Origin of the sequence: Janthinobacterium sp. ROICE36 (assembly GCF_002869965.1) — a bacterium.
GTDB lineage: Bacteria > Pseudomonadota > Gammaproteobacteria > Burkholderiales > Burkholderiaceae_D > Janthinobacterium.
The window spans coordinates 66274-84085 of the sequence record NZ_PEBS01000002.1 but is presented as its reverse complement, the minus strand read 5'-3'; the positions used below and the strand labels follow the sequence as shown (position 1 = coordinate 84085).

Annotated in this window: 18 protein-coding genes and 6 tRNA genes; 21 read left to right on the top strand and 3 right to left on the bottom strand. The window is 60.4% G+C overall.

Annotation, left to right across the window (positions count from 1 at the left end; genetic code table 11):
• The first annotated feature begins 32 nt into the window (after positions 1 to 32).
• The 4 genes from rpoE to CSZ94_RS01410 all read left to right on the top strand — a co-directional run bounded on the left by rpoE (position 33) and on the right by CSZ94_RS01410 (position 3115).
• Positions 33 to 656 carry an RNA polymerase sigma factor RpoE gene (rpoE, locus tag CSZ94_RS01425; RefSeq protein ID WP_180977315.1) on the top strand — a complete coding sequence of 208 codons (624 nt, stop codon included), beginning with the start codon at positions 33 to 35 and terminating at the stop codon, positions 654 to 656.
• Positions 657 to 728: 72 nt separating this feature from the next.
• The gene (locus CSZ94_RS01420) at positions 729 to 1052 is read left to right on the top strand and encodes a sigma-E factor negative regulatory protein (RefSeq protein WP_102119850.1); all 324 of its coding nucleotides are present in this window, start codon (positions 729 to 731) and stop codon (positions 1050 to 1052) included.
• A 221-nt stretch (positions 1053 to 1273) separates the two neighbouring features.
• A complete protein-coding gene (locus CSZ94_RS01415) occupies positions 1274 to 2770 on the top strand; it encodes a DegQ family serine endoprotease (protein ID WP_102119849.1) in 1497 nt (498 codons plus the stop codon).
• A gap of 99 nt (positions 2771 to 2869) precedes the next feature.
• A complete protein-coding gene (locus tag CSZ94_RS01410; RefSeq protein WP_102119936.1) occupies positions 2870 to 3115 on the top strand; it encodes a glutaredoxin family protein in 246 nt (81 codons plus the stop codon).
• A 1-nt stretch (position 3116) separates the two neighbouring features.
• Here CSZ94_RS01410 and CSZ94_RS27490 read toward each other — a convergent pair whose 3' ends face one another.
• Positions 3117 to 3338: a hypothetical protein gene (locus CSZ94_RS27490; RefSeq protein WP_146009707.1), complete on the bottom strand. Its 222-nt coding sequence runs from the start codon at positions 3336 to 3338 to the stop codon at positions 3117 to 3119.
• Between the two features lie 93 nt (positions 3339 to 3431).
• On the opposite strand from CSZ94_RS27490, the gene lepA reads away from it, so the two are divergent.
• From lepA to CSZ94_RS01335, 15 genes are all read left to right on the top strand, one after another.
• A complete protein-coding gene (lepA, locus tag CSZ94_RS01405; RefSeq protein WP_102119848.1) occupies positions 3432 to 5222 on the top strand; it encodes a translation elongation factor 4 in 1791 nt (596 codons plus the stop codon).
• 2 nt (positions 5223 to 5224) lie between these two features.
• Positions 5225 to 6142 (top strand): signal peptidase I, encoded by a 918-nt coding sequence (gene lepB / locus CSZ94_RS01400; protein WP_102119847.1) that lies wholly within the window; start codon positions 5225 to 5227, stop codon positions 6140 to 6142.
• A 91-nt stretch (positions 6143 to 6233) separates the two neighbouring features.
• Entirely contained in the window at positions 6234 to 7049 is an 816-nt protein-coding gene (rnc, locus tag CSZ94_RS01395) for a ribonuclease III (protein WP_102119846.1), read from the top strand.
• Position 7050: 1 nt separating this feature from the next.
• The gene (gene era / locus CSZ94_RS01390; RefSeq protein WP_102119845.1) at positions 7051 to 7953 is read left to right on the top strand and encodes a GTPase Era; all 903 of its coding nucleotides are present in this window, start codon (positions 7051 to 7053) and stop codon (positions 7951 to 7953) included.
• A 28-nt stretch (positions 7954 to 7981) separates the two neighbouring features.
• Positions 7982 to 8845, top strand: coding sequence for a DNA repair protein RecO (gene recO / locus CSZ94_RS01385; RefSeq protein ID WP_102119844.1), 864 nt, complete (start codon positions 7982 to 7984; stop codon positions 8843 to 8845).
• A 47-nt stretch (positions 8846 to 8892) separates the two neighbouring features.
• Positions 8893 to 9654 (top strand): pyridoxine 5'-phosphate synthase, encoded by a 762-nt coding sequence (gene pdxJ, locus CSZ94_RS01380; RefSeq protein WP_102119843.1) that lies wholly within the window; start codon positions 8893 to 8895, stop codon positions 9652 to 9654.
• Between the two features lie 16 nt (positions 9655 to 9670).
• Positions 9671 to 10066 carry a holo-ACP synthase gene (gene acpS / locus CSZ94_RS01375; protein ID WP_102119842.1) on the top strand — a complete coding sequence of 132 codons (396 nt, stop codon included), beginning with the start codon at positions 9671 to 9673 and terminating at the stop codon, positions 10064 to 10066.
• A gap of 31 nt (positions 10067 to 10097) precedes the next feature.
• Entirely contained in the window at positions 10098 to 11978 is a 1881-nt protein-coding gene (gene uvrC / locus CSZ94_RS01370; protein WP_102119841.1) for an excinuclease ABC subunit UvrC, read from the top strand.
• 127 nt (positions 11979 to 12105) lie between these two features.
• A complete protein-coding gene (gene pgsA, locus CSZ94_RS01365) occupies positions 12106 to 12690 on the top strand; it encodes a CDP-diacylglycerol--glycerol-3-phosphate 3-phosphatidyltransferase (RefSeq protein ID WP_071322919.1) in 585 nt (194 codons plus the stop codon).
• Positions 12691 to 12795: 105 nt separating this feature from the next.
• Positions 12796 to 12871 (top strand) — tRNA-Gly (locus CSZ94_RS01360).
• 93 nt (positions 12872 to 12964) lie between these two features.
• Positions 12965 to 13040, top strand: a tRNA-Gly gene (locus CSZ94_RS01355).
• 70 nt (positions 13041 to 13110) lie between these two features.
• Positions 13111 to 13186 (top strand) — tRNA-Gly (locus tag CSZ94_RS01350).
• Between the two features lie 56 nt (positions 13187 to 13242).
• Positions 13243 to 13318, top strand: a tRNA-Gly gene (locus CSZ94_RS01345).
• An 83-nt stretch (positions 13319 to 13401) separates the two neighbouring features.
• A tRNA-Gly gene (locus tag CSZ94_RS01340) sits at positions 13402 to 13477 on the top strand.
• 42 nt (positions 13478 to 13519) lie between these two features.
• Positions 13520 to 13593: transfer RNA gene (locus CSZ94_RS01335), tRNA-Cys, on the top strand.
• 74 nt (positions 13594 to 13667) lie between these two features.
• Here CSZ94_RS01335 and CSZ94_RS01330 read toward each other — a convergent pair.
• Together CSZ94_RS01330 and CSZ94_RS01325 are read right to left on the bottom strand one after the other, a co-directional pair.
• A complete protein-coding gene (locus tag CSZ94_RS01330; RefSeq protein WP_102119840.1) occupies positions 13668 to 14285 on the bottom strand; it encodes an NAD(P)-dependent oxidoreductase in 618 nt (205 codons plus the stop codon).
• Positions 14286 to 14309: 24 nt separating this feature from the next.
• Positions 14310 to 15134 (bottom strand): inositol monophosphatase family protein, encoded by an 825-nt coding sequence (locus tag CSZ94_RS01325; protein WP_102119839.1) that lies wholly within the window; start codon positions 15132 to 15134, stop codon positions 14310 to 14312.
• Positions 15135 to 15210: 76 nt separating this feature from the next.
• Here CSZ94_RS01325 and CSZ94_RS01320 point away from each other — a divergent pair, with 76 nt between their 5' ends.
• On the top strand, positions 15211 to 15849 hold the full coding sequence (locus CSZ94_RS01320) for a TetR/AcrR family transcriptional regulator (protein WP_102119838.1): 639 nt from the start codon (positions 15211 to 15213) through the stop codon (positions 15847 to 15849).
• Between the two features lie 458 nt (positions 15850 to 16307).
• A complete protein-coding gene (locus tag CSZ94_RS01315; protein WP_102119837.1) occupies positions 16308 to 17795 on the top strand; it encodes a SulP family inorganic anion transporter in 1488 nt (495 codons plus the stop codon).
• Positions 17796 to 17812: the final 17 nt, after the last annotated feature.

Below are 17812 nucleotides of genomic sequence, written 5' to 3'. Positions count from 1 at the left end.
CAACTCTATATCCATACAGGCGCCCACGCTGCATGCCACCAGGGGCATTGGGCGTGACGACAGAGCGCGAGTATGATCAGTTACTGGTCGAGCGGGTGCAGGCTGGCGACAAACGGGCATTCGATGTGCTGGTATCGAAATATCAGCGTCGCTTGATGCGCCTGGTGTCGCGCCTTGTGCATGACCCGGCGGAGGCCGAAGATGTCGTGCAGGAAACCTTTATCAAGGCATACCGGGCGCTGCGCCATTTTCGCGGCGATGCCGCTTTTTATACCTGGTTGTATCGCATCGGCATCAATACTGCCAAGAATTATCTGGTCACGCAAGGGCGGCGTGCCGCCACGTCCAGCGACGCCGACGCGGAGCAGGCGGAGTCCTTCGAGGATGGCAATAAATTGCGCGACAACAATACGCCCGAATCAGTGCTGGCCAGCAAGCAGATTGCGGCCACCGTCAATGCGGCCATGGAGGTGCTGCCCATCGAGTTGCGCACGGCCATCGTGCTGCGCGAGATTGAGGGCCTCAGCTATGAAGAGATATCGGAGATCATGGCATGCCCCATCGGTACTGTGCGCAGTCGCATTTTTCGCGCGCGCGAAGTGATTGCGGAGAAATTGAAACCGTTGTTGGACATGCCGATTGACAAGCGCTGGTAATCTGGTGAGCATGAGGTTGGCATGGCTGCGTCCGGTTTTCGCAATTATCCTCTTGAAATGGCAGGACCCATCATGGATACGCATACACGATTGCACGAGACGATTTCCGCCCTGGCCGATGGCGAGCTGGCGGCAAGCGAACTCGAACTGGCTTTTGCCGCCCTCGATACGCCATCGGGGCGGCAAGCCTGGGATGCCTATCGCCTGATCGGCGACGTGCTGCGCTCGGAGCAGTGCGGCCATGCCCTGAGCGCCCAATTCGACGCGCGCCTGGCCAGCCATCTGGCAGCCGAGGCGGCGCCGGACGCGCCGGCTGCCCATCTGCCACTGTCTGCTGCCATCGTGCAGCCGGGCGCCGCCGAACCGCTGGAGGCTGGCCCGCTGGCGCAACGTTAGCGCTGCGGCATCTTATGCCAGGCTTAACTTCCTCCTGGACCCCTTGACACTGGACTTCGCTACGATTGACACTGTGTGCAGGCAATATCTTGCTTTTGCGATATATTGTTGCTGCCATGCGTGCTGTCAGGTGTAGTGCCCCTGGGATTCCGTCATGGGGGCCAATCCATGCACGCAGGCATTCGCCTGATCTGGTTTATATACTCGAAAAGATCCTTTCCATGAAAAAAAACATATGTGCCGCCAGCAAGTCGTTTTCAGTGAAGACGCTTTCCGCCTTATTGTTCGGTACGGCTGGCGTCTTCCTTGCTCCCAGCATGCTGGGCCTGGCGCCACAGGCGCACGCCGCCGTGCCGGCCGTGAAGCTGCCTGATTTCGCGGACCTGGTCGACGCCGTCGGCCCGGGCGTGGTGAATATCCGCACCACCGAGCGCCTGAAGATGACGGCGCCCGGCGCGGGTGGCCAGGATGAGCAGGAAATGCAGGAATTCCTGCGCCGCTTCTTTGGTGGCGCCATGCCCACGCCGCGCCAGCAGGCGCCGCGCGGCGGCCGCCGTGCCGTGCCGCAGGAGCAGGAAGTGCAGCGCGGCGTCGGTTCCGGCTTCATCATTTCGGCGGATGGCTATGTGCTGAGCAATGCCCACGTGGTCGATGGTGCCGACGAGGTGTACGTGACCTTGACGGACAAGCGCGAATTCAAGGCCAAGGTGATCGGTGCCGATGCGCGCACCGACGTAGCCCTGCTGAAAATCGAGGGTGGCAACCTGCCGCGCCTGACCATCGGCGACTCGGACAAGATACGCGTGGGCGAGTGGGTCATCGCCATCGGCTCGCCATTCAACCTGGAAAATACGGTGACGGCCGGCATTATTTCCGCCAAGTCCCGTGACACGGGCGACTACCTGCCCCTGATCCAGAGCGACGTGGCCGTCAACCCCGGCAACTCGGGCGGTCCGCTGATCAATATGCGCGGCGAAGTGATCGGCATCAATTCGCAGATCGCCACCCTGTCCGGTGCCTATAATGGCATTTCGTTTGCCGTGCCCATCGATGAAGCCATGCGCGTGGGCGAGCAGCTGAAAAAGACGGGCAAGGTCGTGCGCGGCCGTATCGGCGTGCAGATCGGCGAAGTGAGCAAGGACGTGGCGGAATCGCTGGGCTTGCCGAGTGCCAAGGGCGCGCAAGTGTCGATGGTAGAGCCCGGCGGTCCGGCCGACAAGGCGGGCATCAAGCCGGGCGACATTATCCTGAAATTCAACGGCGCGGCGATCGAGCGTTCGTCCGACCTGCCGCGCCTGGTAGGCGGCGCCGCCGTCAACGGCAAGTCCACGGTGACTGTCTGGCGCAAGGGTGCGCAGCAAGATATTGCTGTCACCGTCGTCGAACTGGAAGGCGAGAAAACGGCGAAGAAGGGTGCCAGGGAGCCGGAAGCGCAAGCCGTGAATGCACTGGGCCTGAAGGTTAGCGACGTGCCTGCCGCGAAGAAACAGGAATTGAAGATCGACGCGGGCGTGCTGGTCGATGATGCGGATGGCGTGGCGGCCCTGGCCGGCCTGCAGCCTGGCGATGTGATCTTGCAATTGAACAACGTTGCGGTGAAAGATGCCAAGCAGTTCCATGCCCTGGTGGCCAAGCTCGATCCGAAGAAGTCGTCAGCCGTGCTGGTGCGCCGTGGCGACACGGCACAATTCGTTTCTTTGCGTCCATCGGCCAAATAACTTTTCAACCCGCACCCCGCAAAAGCCGGGGTCGGACTTCAGGGGCTAGGCGTCCCCGTCCGGCCCCAGTTGCCGTTCCTGGGCTTATTCAAGTTTCCCATGCACTTTACCCTTTATTCCCGCAGTTACTGCCATTTATGCCAGGATATGCTCGACGCCTTGCTCCTGCTGCAGCCGCCTGGGAAACCGTTCACAGTGGATGTGATCGATATCGATGTCTCGCCCGATGCCTCGCTGCTGGCGCGTTTCGACGAGCTGGTGCCGGTGTTGTTTGGCGATCTGGAGCAACCCGAGCTGTGCCATTATTTTCTGGATGAGGCTGCTGTGCGGCGCTGCCTGGTCTAGCTTAAATGTCAATATTGACACTGCGATGCACCATTCCGGTGCCGGAAACGGCTGAAAATGTCGCCTTGCCCCGGTGCCTGCCTCTGAAAGACGGGCTTTCCGCTCTGAAATCCGGTAAAATGGGGAGGTCGAAAAAGCTACTGTCCGAGGCAGCAGCTTCTGTCGCTTCAAAAGCGCTCGCCTGGGCATGCAGATGTCCTGTTCGGAGCGCTTTTTTCATCATGAGTGGGGCGGCCGGTTTTGGCCCTGTTTGGCCCGAGCATGATCCCCTTGATTCCTGTTAAAGCAGTGTTGTCACTCGCACATATATTAGTTAATGAATAACATACGCAACTTCTCCATCATCGCCCATATTGACCACGGTAAATCGACCCTGGCTGACCGCATCATTCAATTGTGCGGCGGCTTGTCCGACCGCGAGATGGAGGCGCAGGTGCTCGATTCGATGGATCTGGAGCGCGAGCGCGGCATTACCATCAAGGCGCAAACGGCGGCCCTGCATTACAAGGCGCGCAATGGCCAGATCTACAACCTGAACCTGATCGATACCCCAGGTCACGTCGACTTCAGCTATGAAGTGTCGCGCTCGCTGTCCGCCTGCGAAGGCGCGCTGCTGGTGGTTGACGCGTCGCAAGGCGTGGAAGCGCAAACCGTGGCCAACTGCTACACGGCGCTGGACCTGGGCGTGGAAGTGGTGCCCGTCCTGAACAAGATCGACTTGCCGAACGCGGACCCGCCGAACGCCATTGCCGAGATCGAAGACGTGATCGGCATCGACGCGGCCGACGCCGTGCATTGCTCGGCCAAGACGGGCTTCGGCGTGCTCGATGTGCTAGAGCAACTGATCGTCAAGGTGCCGCCACCGAAGGGCGACCCTGATGCGCCGCTGCAGGCGCTGATCGTCGATTCCTGGTATGACGCCTATGTGGGCGTGGTGATGCTGGTGCGCGTGGTCAACGGCACCCTGAAACCGAAAGACAAGATCCGCCTGATGGCCACCGATTCGGTGCAACTGGTGGAAGACATCGGCGTGTTCTCGCCCCGTTCGCAATCCTTGCCGCAACTCTCCGCTGGCCAGGTGGGCTTCATCATCGCCGGCATCAAGGAACTCAAGGCAGCCAAGGTGGGCGATACCGTCACCCTGGTCAGCCGTCCTGCCGCCGCGCCATTGCCTGGCTTCAAGGAAGTGCAGCCGCAAGTGTTTGCCGGCCTGTTCCCTGTGGAAGCGAACCAGTACGACGCGCTGCGCGATTCGCTGGAAAAGCTGAAACTGAACGACGCGGCCCTGATGTACGAGCCGGAAGTGTCGCAGGCGCTGGGCTTCGGCTTCCGCTGCGGCTTCCTGGGCTTGCTGCACATGGAAATCGTGCAGGAACGCCTGGAGCGCGAATTCGACATGGACCTGATCACCACGGCGCCAACCGTGGTGTATGAAGTGATACAGCGCGACGGCACCATGATCAGCGTCGACAATCCATCGAAGATGCCCGATCCGTCGCGCATCGAGGAAGTGCGCGAGCCTATCGTCACGGTCAATCTGTATATGCCGCAGGAATACGTGGGTTCCGTGATTACCCTGTGTATCGGCAAGCGCGGCATCCAGATGGACATGAGCTACCACGGCCGCCAGGTCAAGCTCGTGTATGAAATGCCGATGGCCGAGATCGTGCTGGACTTCTTCGATCGCCTGAAATCGACGTCGCGCGGCTATGCCTCGATGGATTACGAGTTCAAGGAATACCGCGCGGCCGACGTGGTCAAGGTCGACATGCTGATCAACAGCGAAAAAGTCGATGCGCTGGCCATCATCGTCCACCGTTCGAACAGCCAGTACCGTGGCCGCCAGGTGGCCGCCAAGATGCGTGAACTGATCCCGCGCCAGATGTTCGATGTGGCCATCCAGGCCACCATTGGCGCCAACATCATTTCGCGCGAGAACGTGAAAGCCTTGCGCAAGAACGTGCTGGCCAAATGCTATGGCGGCGACATCAGCCGCAAGAAAAAATTGCTGGAAAAACAAAAAGCGGGTAAGAAACGCATGAAGCAAGTGGGTTCCGTGGAGATCCCGCAAGAGGCATTCCTGGCAATTTTACAAGTGGATGGTTAATAATGAACCTGCAAGTGATTTTAGGAAATTTCGCTTTAATCCTGTTCGTGCTGATGGTGTTGACGGGCCTGGTCTGGTGCCTGGATGTGTTTTATCTGTCCAAGCAGCGCCGCAAGGCGGCCGACCGCGCCCTGGCTGAATTCGATGCGCGCCAGTCCAAGCTGTCCGCCGAGGGCATCAAGTCCGATGCGGGCGGCAGCCGCGCGACCATCGAGGCAGCTTTGTTGCGCCAGCCTACCTGGGTCGAGTATTCGGGCAGCTTCTTCCCCGTTATCGCCCTGGTGTTCTGCCTGCGTTCGTTTCTGTACGAGCCGTTCAAGATCCCGTCGAGCTCGATGGTGCCGACCTTGCTGGTGGGCGATTTGATCCTGGTCAACAAGTTCACCTATGGCATTCGTTTGCCGATCGTCAACAAGCGCATCATTGAAGTCAACGATCCGCAGCGCGGCGACGTGATGGTGTTCAAGTACCCGAAAGATATGTCGCAAGACTATATCAAGCGCGTGATCGGCGTGCCCGGTGATAAAATCACCTATGAAAACAAGCGCTTGACGGTGAACGGCAAGGAAGTGGCCTACACCCCGCTGGACGACTACCTCGATGACGAAAGCACTGTGTATCACAAGCAGCTGGAAGAAAATCTGACGGGCGTGAGCCACCGCATCCTCAACGACGAGCCTGCTCCAACGTTGAACTTGCGCGAAGTGAAGGATTTCCCGCATAAGGATGCGTGCAACTACAACGAAGACGGTTTTACGTGTGTGGTGCCACAAGGCAATTACTTCATGATGGGCGATAACCGCGACAATAGCGCGGACAGCCGCTACTGGGGCTTCGTGCCGAACGAGAACATCGTCGGCAAGGCCTTCCTGGTATGGATGAACTTCAGCAACCCGAAACGCGTGGGCGGCATACACTAAACCGGCCAGGTCTGCAGAGACCACCCATGGCTGCCGCGCCGACTCCCCGCGCGGCGGCCAGCCGAATTACTCAGATGACACAGAAACAACAATGAATCTTCAGCTATTGCAAACCCGTTTAGGCTATACGTTCCAGGATGCTGGCCTGTTGCAGCAAGCCTTGACGCATCGTAGCCACAGCAGTTTGCATAATGAGCGGCTGGAATTCCTCGGCGACTCCATTCTCAACTGCGTGGTCGCCTCCATCCTGTACGAACGCTTCAAGACCATCGACGAGGGCGACCTGTCGCGCTTGCGCGCCAACCTGGTCAAGCAGCAGTCGCTGTATGAAATCGCGCAAAAGCTGGAACTGTCGCAATTTTTGCGCCTGGGAGAAGGCGAACTGAAGTCAGGCGGTTTCCGCCGTCCGTCCATCCTCGCCGATACCCTGGAAGCCTTGCTGGGCGGGATTTTTCTCGATACGGGCTTTGACGCGGCCAGCACGGTGATCCGCGCCTTCTACATTCCCATCCTCGACTCAGTCGATCCGCAAACCCTGGGCAAGGATGCCAAGACCCTGCTGCAGGAGTTTTTGCAAAGCAAGAAAATTTCGCTGCCACAATACAACGTGGTGGCTACCCACGGCGCCGCCCACAGCCAGGAATTCGAGATCGAATGCCTGGTGCCGAAATTGAATATCCAGGTCTACGGCCGTGGCGGAAGCCGCCGCGCCGGTGAGCAAGCCGCCGCCAAACTGGCGTTGGACGTGGCCGAGCAGGCGCTGTCGAAGTCGCCAGCCGCCAGCCGCAAGCCCAAACCGCGCGCCGCCCAGCTCAAGCTGGCCGGTATTGCCACCATCCAGAGCGACGACGCGGCAGCCCCGGCTGTTCCGGCGAACGCCGCTCATACTAAACAGAATCGACACTAGCATGACAGCCACCAAAATGCCCGACAACTTCCGCTGTGGCTATATCGCCATCGTGGGCCGCCCCAACGTGGGCAAATCGACCCTGATGAACGTGCTGATCGGCGCGAAGGTCAGCATCACTTCGCGCAAGGCGCAAACCACGCGCCACCGCATCACCGGCATCCAGACGGTGCCGGACGCGCAATTCATCTACGTCGACACGCCAGGTTTCCAGACGCGCCATTCGAACGCGCTGAACAAGACGCTGAATAAAACCGTGACGAACACGCTGATTTCCTCGGATGTCATCCTGTACGTGATCGAGGCGGGTACGTTCGGCCCGGCCGACCAGCAAGTGATGGATTTGCTGCCGAAGGAAGTGCCATGCATCCTCGTCATCAATAAATCCGATCGCGTCAAGGATAAGGCTGTATTGTTGCCGTTTGCGCAAAAGATCGGCGCCATGCGCGACTTTTCCGCCATCGTGCCTGTATCCGCCAAGCTGCATTTCCAGCTGGAAGGCTTGCAGAACGAGATCAAGCGTTTCCTGCCGGAAAACCAACCGATCTTCGGCCCGGATGACATCACGGACCGCAGCGAGAAATTCCTCGCCTCGGAAATCGTGCGCGAAAAACTCTTCCGTTTCGTAGGCGATGAATTGCCGTACACGAGCACCGTGCTGATCGAAAAATTCGAGCAGGAAGGCGATTTGCGCCGCGTGTTCGCCGCCATCCTGGTCGAGCGCGATACGCACAAGTCCATGATCATCGGCAACAAGGGCGCGCGCCTGAAGGAAGTCTCCACCCAGGCCCGCCTGGACATGGAAAAACTGTTCGGCGGCCCCGTGTACCTGGAAATCTGGGTCAAGGTCAAATCGGGCTGGGCCGACAACGAGGCGGGCTTGCGCGCCTACGGCTACGAGTAATCCGCAACCCGGGGGCGACGCTACACGCATGAGCACCACCACGCCAGCGCAGCCTGACATCGCGCCAGCCTCATTTGCTGTCTCCGCAGCTGTTCCCGCGCCGGTGGCCATCGCGCCGCCGGCCGCAACTCCCGCCTTTGCCACACCGACTGCGCCGCGGCGCAGCCGTCCGCCCGCGCGCGACGGCCGCATCACGGGCCAGCCCGCCTTCGTGCTGCACAGTTACCCGCATAAAGAAACCAGCCTCATCGTCGACGTGTTTACGCGCGAGTACGGCCGCATCGCGCTCGTCGCCAAGGGCGCCAAGCGGCCCCATTCCCAGTTGCGCGGCGTGCTGCAGACGTTTCAACCGCTGCAAGCGGGCTGGACGGGTAAGTCCGAATTGCGCATTTTGACGGGCGCCGAATGGGTGGGCGGCATGTTGCCGCTGGAAAAGACCGCCCTGCTGTGCGGATTCTATTTGAACGAATTGCTGGTGAAACTGCTGGCGCGCGACGACCCGCATCCCGTCCTGTTCGACCACTACGTTGCCACCTTGAATCAACTGGCGCACAATGAGCCTCCGCCCATCGTGCTGCGCAAGTTCGAGCGCGCCCTGCTCAAGGAAACGGGCGTGGCGGCCGACCTGACGCGCTGCACGGGCACGCGCCAGGCGGTCGAGGCGGGGCAGGTCTACGTGGTCGACCCGGAACGGGGGCCGCGCCCGGCGCGCGCCAGCGATGCCTGGCCTAAGATCACGGGCAAGACCCTGCTCGACATGGAGCGCGAAGATTATCTTGATGTGGCCACGCAGGCGCAAAGCAAGCTGCTGATGCGCTTTTTGCTGGCCCATCAACTGGGGGGCGCCACCTTGAACACGCGCCAGATACTGATCGATTTAATGCAGCTGTAGTGCTGCTCTTTACATTGCAGCGTTACGGCACTTTACGGATACCAACTATGAGCTTTTTGCAGCCTTCCGGCCCCGTCATCGACCTGGGCGTCAATATCGACCACGTGGCCACCTTGCGCAATGCGCGCGGCACCGCCTATCCGGACCCGGTCCGCGCGGCCCTGCTGGCCGAACAGGCGGGCGCCGACGCCATCACCCTGCATTTGCGCGAAGACCGCCGCCACATCAAGGATGCGGACGTGATCGCCATCGCGCCGCAATTGCTCACGCGCATGAACCTGGAAGCGGCCGTGACGGCCGAGATGATCGATTTCGCCTGCCGCATCCGCCCGGCAGATGTCTGCCTGGTACCGGAAAAACGCACGGAAGTGACCACCGAAGGGGGCCTGGACGTGGTGCGCTACTTCAAGGAAGTGCAGGCGGCAGTGCAACAATTGCAAGGCGAGGGCATCCGCGTGAGCCTGTTCATCGATGCCGACGAGCAGCAGATCGCCGCCGCTGCCGAACTCGGTGCGCCCGTGATCGAGCTGCATACGGGCCGCTACGCCGACACGGCAGGCGCCGAGCAATTGGCCGAGCTGGAACGCATCCAGGCGGGCGTATTGTTCGGCGTGGGGCGCGGCTTGAAAGTCAATGCAGGCCACGGCTTGCATTACACCAACGTGCAGGCGATCGCCGCCATTCCTGACATTACCGAACTGAACATCGGCCACGCCATCGTCGCGCACGCCGTGTTTGTCGGCTGGGAAAACGCCGTGCGCGAAATGAAGGCCACCATGGTGGCTGCGCGCCTGGGCCGCAAAGCATGAGAAATAGGACCAGCCCATGATCTACGGCATCGGCACCGATATCTGCAAGATTCCCCGCATCGAGGCGGCACTGGCGCGCCACGGCGAGCGTTTCGCGCAAAAGATACTGGGGCCGCAAGAGATGGAAAAATTCCGCGCCCGTAGCGTGAAAAACGCCGTGCGCGGCGTGCGCTTCCTGGCCACGCGCTTTGCGGCAAAAGAGGCGTTTTCCAAGGCCATCGGCCTGGGCTTGCGCATGCCGATGACCTGGCCCGCCGCGCAGATGCTGAATCAGCCCAGTGGCAAGCCGATGATCGTCTGCAGCGGCGTGCTGGCGGAGTTCATGGAGAAAAACCGCCTGAGCGCGCAAGTGACCATCAGCGATGAAGAAGAGTATGCGGTCGCGTTCGTGATCGTGGAGCAAGCAGCGTAACCATGAGTGCGCAATGAGCAATGAGCCAGCAATGACCGAAGCAAACCCCGATCTCCATTCCACGCAAACGCCGTCCGACCCGCGCGCGCAAGTGCTGGCCACCGTCGCCAAGCTGCCGAATTTACCCGGCGTGTACCGCTATTTCGATGCCAGCGACAAGGTCTTGTATGTCGGCAAGGCGCGCGACCTGAAAAAGCGCGTCTCTAGCTACTTCCAGAAAAACCTGGCCAGTCCCCGCATTGCCATGATGGTCGAGCGCATCGCGCGCCTGGAAACCACCGTCACGCACAGCGAGGCCGAAGCCTTGATCCTGGAAAACAACCTGATCAAGGCGCTGCAACCGCGCTACAACATCCTGTTTCGCGACGACAAATCGTATCCGTATTTAAAAATTACCAACGGCGATGCGCCGCGCATGGTGTATTACCGGGGCGCGGTGGACAAGAAAAACCAGTATTTCGGGCCGTTTCCCAGTTCCTGGGCCGTCAAGGAATCGATGCAGATCCTGCAAAAGGTGTTTCTCATCCGCACCTGCGAGGATAGCGTGTACGCGAACCGCACGCGTCCCTGCCTGCTGCACCAGATTGGCCGCTGCAGCGCACCGTGCGTGGACCTGATCAGCAAGGAAGACTATAAAAACGACGTGGAGAACGCGGCGCGCTTCTTGCGCGGGCGCCAGAGCGAAGTGATGGCGGACCTGGAAAAGAAGATGCATGCGTTTGCCGCCGAGCTGAAGTTCGAGCAGGCTGTGGTGGTGCGCAACCAGATCGCTTCGCTGTCGCGCGTGCTGCACCAGCAAAGCATGGAAACGACGGGCGACGCCGACGTCGACATCCTCGCCGTGCTGGTGCAGGGCGGGCGCGCCTGCGTCAACCTGGCCATGGTGCGCGGCGGGCGCCACCTGGGCGACCGCGCCTACTTCCCCAGCCAGCTCAGCGATGCGGCGGCGATTGCCGAAGAAGCCATCGAGGTGGAAGTGCTGGCCGCTTTCTTGGCCCAGCACTACACGGAAAAATTCATCCCCGGCACCCTGATCCTGAATATCGAATTCGACCAGCCGGCCCTGATGGTGGCGCTGATGGAGCAGTGCGGCCACCGCATCAACCTGATCTTCCAGCCGCAGGGGCAGCGCCGGCAATGGCTTGAGATGGCGCAAAAGGGCGCCGAGATTTCGCTGGCGCGATTGTTGTCGGAGCAGGGTTCGCAGCAATCGCGCACGCGCGCGCTGGCCGAGGCGCTGCGCCTGGAAACGGAAGACCTCGACAGCCTGCGCGTCGAGTGTTTCGACATCAGCCACACGCAGGGCGAGGCGACACAGGCCTCGTGCGTGGTATTCCACCACCATGCCATGCAGAACGGCGAATACCGGCGCTACAACATCAACGACATCACGCCCGGCGACGATTACGCGGCCATGCGCCAGGTGCTGATGCGCCGCTATGAAAAGGTGGCGAATGGCGATGGCGTGATGCCCGACGTGGTGCTGATCGACGGCGGCAAGGGACAGATTGAAATGGCGCGCCAGGTGTTTGCCGAACTGGGACTCGATATCAGCTTGATTGTCGGCGTGGCCAAGGGGGAAGGGCGCAAGGTGGGCCTGGAAACCCTGCTGTTCGTCGATGGTCGTCCGGCGCAGGAACTGGGCAAGGAATCGGCGGCGTTGATGCTGATCGCGCAGATCCGCGACGAGGCGCACCGCTTCGCCATCACCGGCATGCGCGCCAAGCGCGCCAAGACGCGCCAGACTTCGCGCCTGGAAGAGATAGAAGGCATAGGCGCCAAGCGCCGCCAGAAGCTGCTGTCGCGCTTTGGCGGCTTGCGCGGCGTGGTCGACGCCAGCGTGGAGGACCTGATGTCGGTGGAGGGGATTTCCACGCAACTGGCAGAAGAGATTTACAAGCAGTTGCATTAATGAAGGGATCGCCTGCTCCAGTGCTGCGGCAACCGGACTAGGCTAATACCCCCGGGCCATGTAGACTAGTGGCGTTTTCTTCACGCTTTCTTCATGTTCAATTTACCCGTCGGCCGATTGCTTCCTTATGCCTTTTAATATTCCCATCCTTTTGACCTGGCTGCGCGTGGCTCTGATTCCACTCGTCGTTGGCGTATTTTATTTGCCGCCGTCGATGCTGCTGCATGGCGACCAGAACCTGGTTGCCACCCTGGTCTTCATTGTTGCTGCAGTGACTGACTGGTTCGATGGTTTTCTCGCGCGTCGCTGGAACCAGACCTCGGCCTTTGGCGCCTTCCTCGATCCGGTCGCCGACAAGCTGATGGTGGCGGGCGCCTTGCTGGTGCTGGTGCAGCTGGACAGAGTCAATGCCGTGCTGGCCTTTATCATCATCGGCCGCGAAATCACCATTTCCGCGCTGCGCGAATGGATGGCACAGATAGGCGCATCGAAATCGGTGGCCGTCAGCTCGATCGGCAAGATCAAGACGGCCGCGCAAATGACGGCCATTCCCTTGCTGCTGTACCACGAAGTGATCTTCGGCGCGATCGACACGCATGTGTGGGGCGAGCGCCTGTTGTGGATCGCCTGCGTGCTGACGGTATGGTCGATGTTCTATTATTTGCGCCTGGCATGGCCGCTCATCAAGGAAAAAGCGGGAAATCTGCACTAAGAATAAGCAGGTGGCTGCTGTCTGCGGAATATTTTGCAAAACACCAGATATTGCCCGTTGACAGCCTCTGTAAATCCTTTACAATGCTGGCCTGTTGTTGATGACGCGGGAGTAGCTCAGTTGGTAGAGCGCAACCTTGCCAAGGTTGAGGTCGAGAGTTCGAGCCTCTTCTCCCGCTCCAGTTTTCTGGATCGTGTCATAGGTAAAAACAGCGAATGCAGCAAAAAAGTAGTACTGGCGATGTGATAGAGCTTCTGATACAATGTTGTCCACTGCGGGAGTAGCTCAGTTGGTAGAGCGCAACCTTGCCAAGGTTGAGGTCGAGAGTTCGAGCCTCTTCTCCCGCTCCAGTGTATGCTGGTTCAGCAGTGCTCGAAGGTAGTAATGGCGCAGTAAATAGAAGTAGAATGATGTTGCAAAGCGGGAGTAGCTCAGTTGGTAGAGCGCAACCTTGCCAAGGTTGAGGTCGAGAGTTCGAGCCTCTTCTCCCGCTCCAGTAAAAGCTCGAAGCAGTACGGTAATTGGCGTAACAACAGTATATGAAAGCTCCATGCGGGAGTAGCTCAGTTGGTAGAGCGCAACCTTGCCAAGGTTGAGGTCGAGAGTTCGAGCCTCTTCTCCCGCTCCAGAATTCTAAGGGGAAGCTAAGTTGGCTTCCTTTTTTTATCCGCCGCAGTACGCAGCGTGATTAAGCAGCAAGCAAGCTCCAATGCGGGAGTAGCTCAGTTGGTAGAGCGCAACCTTGCCAAGGTTGAGGTCGAGAGTTCGAGACTCTTCTCCCGCTCCAGTTTTCAAGGTGTGCCGCAAGGCCCATCCAAGCAGTTCCTCTGGCGAGGTAGCAAAGAGGTTATGCAGCGGCCTGCAAAGCCGTTTAGACGGGTTCGATTCCCGTCCTCGCCTCCAGATGAAAAAAATAGCCCACTTTCGAGTGGGCTATTTTCATTTGGGCTTTCTCTGCGACGGGCGACGATGTGCACTCAGGTGCAGACGATGGGCGCCTGATCGATATGATTTCCCTGTTCAGCCGTCCGCAATATGAAAGCAGCCAGGTCGGCACGGGATATCCGTCCCATGATGCCCGGTTTCAAAGTGGTGCCGCTACGATACACGCCGCTCAAGGTGCCGTTCGTCAGCGCGGGCGGGCGCACCAGCGTCCAGTCGGTAGCGCTGGCGCGCACCAGTGCTTCCATCTCGTCCTTGTCGCGCATTTTTGCACCTATCATCTTGCGCACGCAGCGTATGAACCATGAGGCGTTGCCTGTTTCCGATGCACCATAGGCGCTCAGGGCAATCAGCCTGCGCGCTCCGGTCGCCTGCATGGCCGGTAAAATATGACGCATGGCATCGCTGCAAATGTTCTGTGCGCCGCCCTTGCGAGCGCCCAGCACGCTGATCACCGCTTCGGCGTCTTGCACGACAGTCCGCATGGTTGCGGGGTGACCCAGTTGGCCAACAATGCGCGTAAGGCGCGCATGATTGATAGCTAAAGCGTCTGCGCTGCGCAGCAACACCGAGACCGTGTGGCCGGCGTCGAGCGCCTGCTGCAGCAGCTGACGGCCGGTGGCGCCAGAGGCACCAAAAATGGCAAGTTTCATGGATGTTCCTTGAAAGAGTGGAAATCAGGCAATGCTGGACATGACGGCAACAGCGGCTGCCACCAGCGCTGGGGCGCCGGCGAGCAGGGCGCTGCTGCCCAAGTGCCACGGATTGCCGTCCAGGTCGGATACACTGCCGTTCGCTTCGGCCACCAGCAGCGCTCCGGCCAGCAAGCCTGAGCGCACCTGGCTGTATTGCCAGAACAGATCTTGGCGGCCGGCAGCAACCTGCACCAGCTGCAAGGTCGATGGCACCGAAACTCTTACCACCAGCGCCGCTTCCAGCATGGCGCTCACCGACTTGCCGATGCGCTGGTAGATGCTGCGGCCTTCATCGGGCACCGCCTGGCCGGTCCCGACCATGGCTGCGTTCAGTTCGGTTTTCAGCGATATGTGCAACCGTTTTCCATTCAGCCATGCGCCGCCGCCGCGCAAGGCCGTATAAGTGTCTGCGCCCATGGGTAAATGCACTGCTGTGAGCACGGGCGTGTTGTCGCGCACCAGCGTGGCCGTCACGCCCCAGTCGGGTACACCGTGGACATGGTTGATCGCTCCCTCGACCGGATCGCTGACCCACCATTCGCCGTCAGGCAACAAGCCGCTGCCGCCTTCATCCTCCGCCCAACGCGCCATGGGATGGGCCTTAGCCAAGGCCGGGCGCAAGATGGCCAGCGCAACGGCATCGTTGGCGGCGATCATCTCGCCAATGTCGCCCCGGTGCTCAGGGCGTGCGCCAGGGTTGAAACGGGCCTCGATGGCCTTGCCTGCCGACTGCACGGCTTTCACGACCAGCGTCAGCAGTTCGGCATCGCCGGACGCGGTGGCACTTGTATTGTTTGAAGAGTTCATGGATGTTTCCGTATTGGTTCACTAGCGCAGAAATTGCGCTTGACGTGGCAGGAAAATGATATGAGCATTAGCTCGCATGAACAACTCGCAATCCAAAGCGGCGAGTGCGCGCCGCCTGAAGCCGCGCAAAGCGCCGTCCCAGCCGCGTTCCGCCCATACCGTCGAGGTCATACTCGAAGGTGCGGCTCACATTCTTGAGCAGTCCGGACTGGACGGTTACAGCACCAATGCCATCGCCGTACGCGCCGGCGTCAGCATCGGCTCGCTCTATCAATATTTTCCCACCAAGGATGCGGTGACGGTGGCGCTGATCGAGCGCGAGAGAGCAGAGTTGGTGCGCGAGGCGATGCAGGCGCTGGCTCAGGATGACCGATGCCTGGCGTTGCACCAGTTGATCGAGATTGCGGTGCGCCACCAGTTGCGCCGGCCTGCGTTGGCGGCGCTGCTCGATTTTGAGCAGCATCGTTTGTCGGCGGTCATGCCGGCATCTGGCAATGGCGTGACCATGCATGCGGCGCTGGCCGGCTTCGTGCGCGCTGGCGTCCCGAAGGGCATGCTGGCGCCGGAACCGGCCGCGACCGATCTGATGGCCATCATCAGCGCGCTGACAGACGCCGCCGGCCGCCGTGGCAGCGTTGATCCGCTACAACTGGTGGCGCGTATTGAAGCGACGGTGCGCGCTTATCTCGGTGCGCTCGCTCAGCCTGGGATGTGATGATCTGGGGCCGGACGCAAACGTAGCGGTCCGTGCGGCCAGCACTTCGCGGTGCAAGCCTGTGTGCGGCGCCGTCCTTCAGGCCGGCCGGACTGCTGCGGTTCCAGTTGGCGCCGGCTGGCGAGAAAGACGCTAAATGCGCACCGTTGTTCGAAGCAATGGCGGCTTGCCATCGATGGTTTCATGCTTCAATTCAAGTGTTTCCACCATTGGCCGATAGTTGCCTACGGCCTGGGTCCTTCCGGCAGTAAAGGTTTGCCCGGGTGATCTTGTATAATCCAGGCCGGCCCAGCAGCAGCGCCCGGCGCGCGGTTTATTGTCCTTTTCGCCATACCGATGTAGTCATAGACTTTCCAACTGTTCGCCACATGCCGGCTTCCCTTGCGAAGCTGTCGTCTGCTTGCGCCTGGATGCGCCGCCTCAGGCGCTATTTCACTGTTGTAAACTTGGATAGTTCAATGATCAACACGACGTTTCGGGCCGAATGGTTCCCGAATATACAAAAGAATTTTCTTGCTGGCCTGACCACCTCGTTCGCGCTGGTGCCCGAATGCATCGCCTTCGCCCTGGTGGCGCAACTCAATCCCCTGATGGGCCTGTATGGCGCCTTCATCATTTGCGCACTGACGGCCATCTTTGGCGGGCGCCCCGGCATGATTTCCGGCGCCGCCGGTTCCATGGCCGTCGTCATCGTGGCGCTGGTGGCGCAGCATGGCGTGCAATACCTGCTGGCCACCGTCGTGCTCAGTGGCATTTTGATGGCGCTGTTTGGCATCTTGCGTCTGGGTAAGCTGATCCGCATGGTGCCTCATCCCGTGATGTTGGGCTTTGTGAATGGCCTGGCCATCATCATTGCCATGGCGCAACTGGAGCACTTTCGCCAGGCCACGCCTCAAGGGGAGACCTGGCTGCAAGGCACGCCCTTGCTCGTGATGGGCGCGCTGGTGGCCCTGACCATGGCCATCGTTTACGTGCTGCCGCGCATCACGCGTGCCGTGCCGCCGGCGCTGGTGGCCATCCTGGGCGTGGGCGTGCTCAGCTATAGCTTGCACCTGCCGACGCGCACCCTGGGCGATCTCGCGCATATCGCCGGCGGCTTGCCAGCCCTGCATTGGCCCAGCGTGCCGCTGGACATGGCCACCTTGCACATCATCTTCCCGTATGCGGCGCTGATGGCCATGGTGGGCTTGCTGGAAACCTTGCTCACCTTTAATCTTACCGATGAGATCACGGAAACACGGGGTCAGCCGAATCGCGAATGCATCGCCCTCGGCGCATCGAATGTCGTCTCCGGCCTGTTTGGCGGCATGGGCGGCTGCGCCATGATTGGCCAGACCATGATCAACCTGAGCTCGGGCGGGCGCTCGCGCCTGTCGGGCGTCACGGCCGGCGTGATGATCTTGCTGTTCATCCTGTTCCTCTCGCCTCTGATCGAGCGCATCCCGCTGGCCGCCCTGGTCGGCGTGATGTTCGTGGTGGCGCAGCAGACGTTTGCCTGGGGTTCCTTGCGCGTGCTGGGCAAGGTGCCGATGCAGGATGCGCTGGTGATCGTCGCCGTGACGGTGATCACGGTATTCACGGACCTGGCGACGGCCGTGCTGTGCGGCATAGTCATCGCCGCCTTGAATTTTGCCTGGCAGCATGCCCGCGAAATGCGCGCCGACATCGATGACAGCAGCCACGGCATGCGCGTCTACCTGCCGCACGGTACCCTGTTTTTTGCTTCCACCACGCACTTCCAGGAACTGTTCCAGTCTGCGTCGGACCCGGCCCGCATCATCCTCGATTGCCGGCATCTGCACATGGCCGATCACTCGGCCATCGTCGCCATCGAAGCCTTGTATGAGCGCTATGAAAAGGCCGGCAAGCACCTGCAGGTGACGCAGTTGTCGGCCCGCAACCAGGCCTTGCTGCAGCGTGCAGGCGTGGATGTGAGCGCGGCGTAAAATAATGGAGAGGCTGT

Excerpts from the sequence above, each read along its gene's own strand:
- CSZ94_RS01320 (WP_102119838.1), top strand. The coding sequence starts at position 15,211 with ATGAACAACTCGCAATCCAAAGCGGCGAGTGCGCGCCGCCTGAAGCCG.
- lepB (WP_102119847.1), top strand. The coding sequence starts at position 5,225 with ATGAACCTGCAAGTGATTTTAGGAAATTTCGCTTTAATCCTGTTCGTG.
- acpS (WP_102119842.1), top strand. The coding sequence starts at position 9,671 with ATGATCTACGGCATCGGCACCGATATCTGCAAGATTCCCCGCATCGAG.
- CSZ94_RS01325 (WP_102119839.1), bottom strand. The coding sequence starts at position 15,134 with ATGAACTCTTCAAACAATACAAGTGCCACCGCGTCCGGCGATGCCGAA.
- rpoE (WP_180977315.1), top strand. The coding sequence starts at position 33 with ATGCCACCAGGGGCATTGGGCGTGACGACAGAGCGCGAGTATGATCAG.
- CSZ94_RS01420 (WP_102119850.1), top strand. The coding sequence starts at position 729 with ATGGATACGCATACACGATTGCACGAGACGATTTCCGCCCTGGCCGAT.
- CSZ94_RS01415 (WP_102119849.1), top strand. The coding sequence starts at position 1,274 with ATGAAAAAAAACATATGTGCCGCCAGCAAGTCGTTTTCAGTGAAGACG.
- CSZ94_RS01315 (WP_102119837.1), top strand. The coding sequence starts at position 16,308 with ATGATCAACACGACGTTTCGGGCCGAATGGTTCCCGAATATACAAAAG.
- CSZ94_RS01410 (WP_102119936.1), top strand. The coding sequence starts at position 2,870 with ATGCACTTTACCCTTTATTCCCGCAGTTACTGCCATTTATGCCAGGAT.
- era (WP_102119845.1), top strand. The coding sequence starts at position 7,051 with ATGACAGCCACCAAAATGCCCGACAACTTCCGCTGTGGCTATATCGCC.
- pgsA (WP_071322919.1), top strand. The coding sequence starts at position 12,106 with ATGCCTTTTAATATTCCCATCCTTTTGACCTGGCTGCGCGTGGCTCTG.
- CSZ94_RS01330 (WP_102119840.1), bottom strand. The coding sequence starts at position 14,285 with ATGAAACTTGCCATTTTTGGTGCCTCTGGCGCCACCGGCCGTCAGCTG.
- uvrC (WP_102119841.1), top strand. The coding sequence starts at position 10,098 with ATGACCGAAGCAAACCCCGATCTCCATTCCACGCAAACGCCGTCCGAC.
- rnc (WP_102119846.1), top strand. The coding sequence starts at position 6,234 with ATGAATCTTCAGCTATTGCAAACCCGTTTAGGCTATACGTTCCAGGAT.
- recO (WP_102119844.1), top strand. The coding sequence starts at position 7,982 with ATGAGCACCACCACGCCAGCGCAGCCTGACATCGCGCCAGCCTCATTT.
- CSZ94_RS27490 (WP_146009707.1), bottom strand. The coding sequence starts at position 3,338 with ATGATGAAAAAAGCGCTCCGAACAGGACATCTGCATGCCCAGGCGAGC.
- pdxJ (WP_102119843.1), top strand. The coding sequence starts at position 8,893 with ATGAGCTTTTTGCAGCCTTCCGGCCCCGTCATCGACCTGGGCGTCAAT.
- lepA (WP_102119848.1), top strand. The coding sequence starts at position 3,432 with ATGAATAACATACGCAACTTCTCCATCATCGCCCATATTGACCACGGT.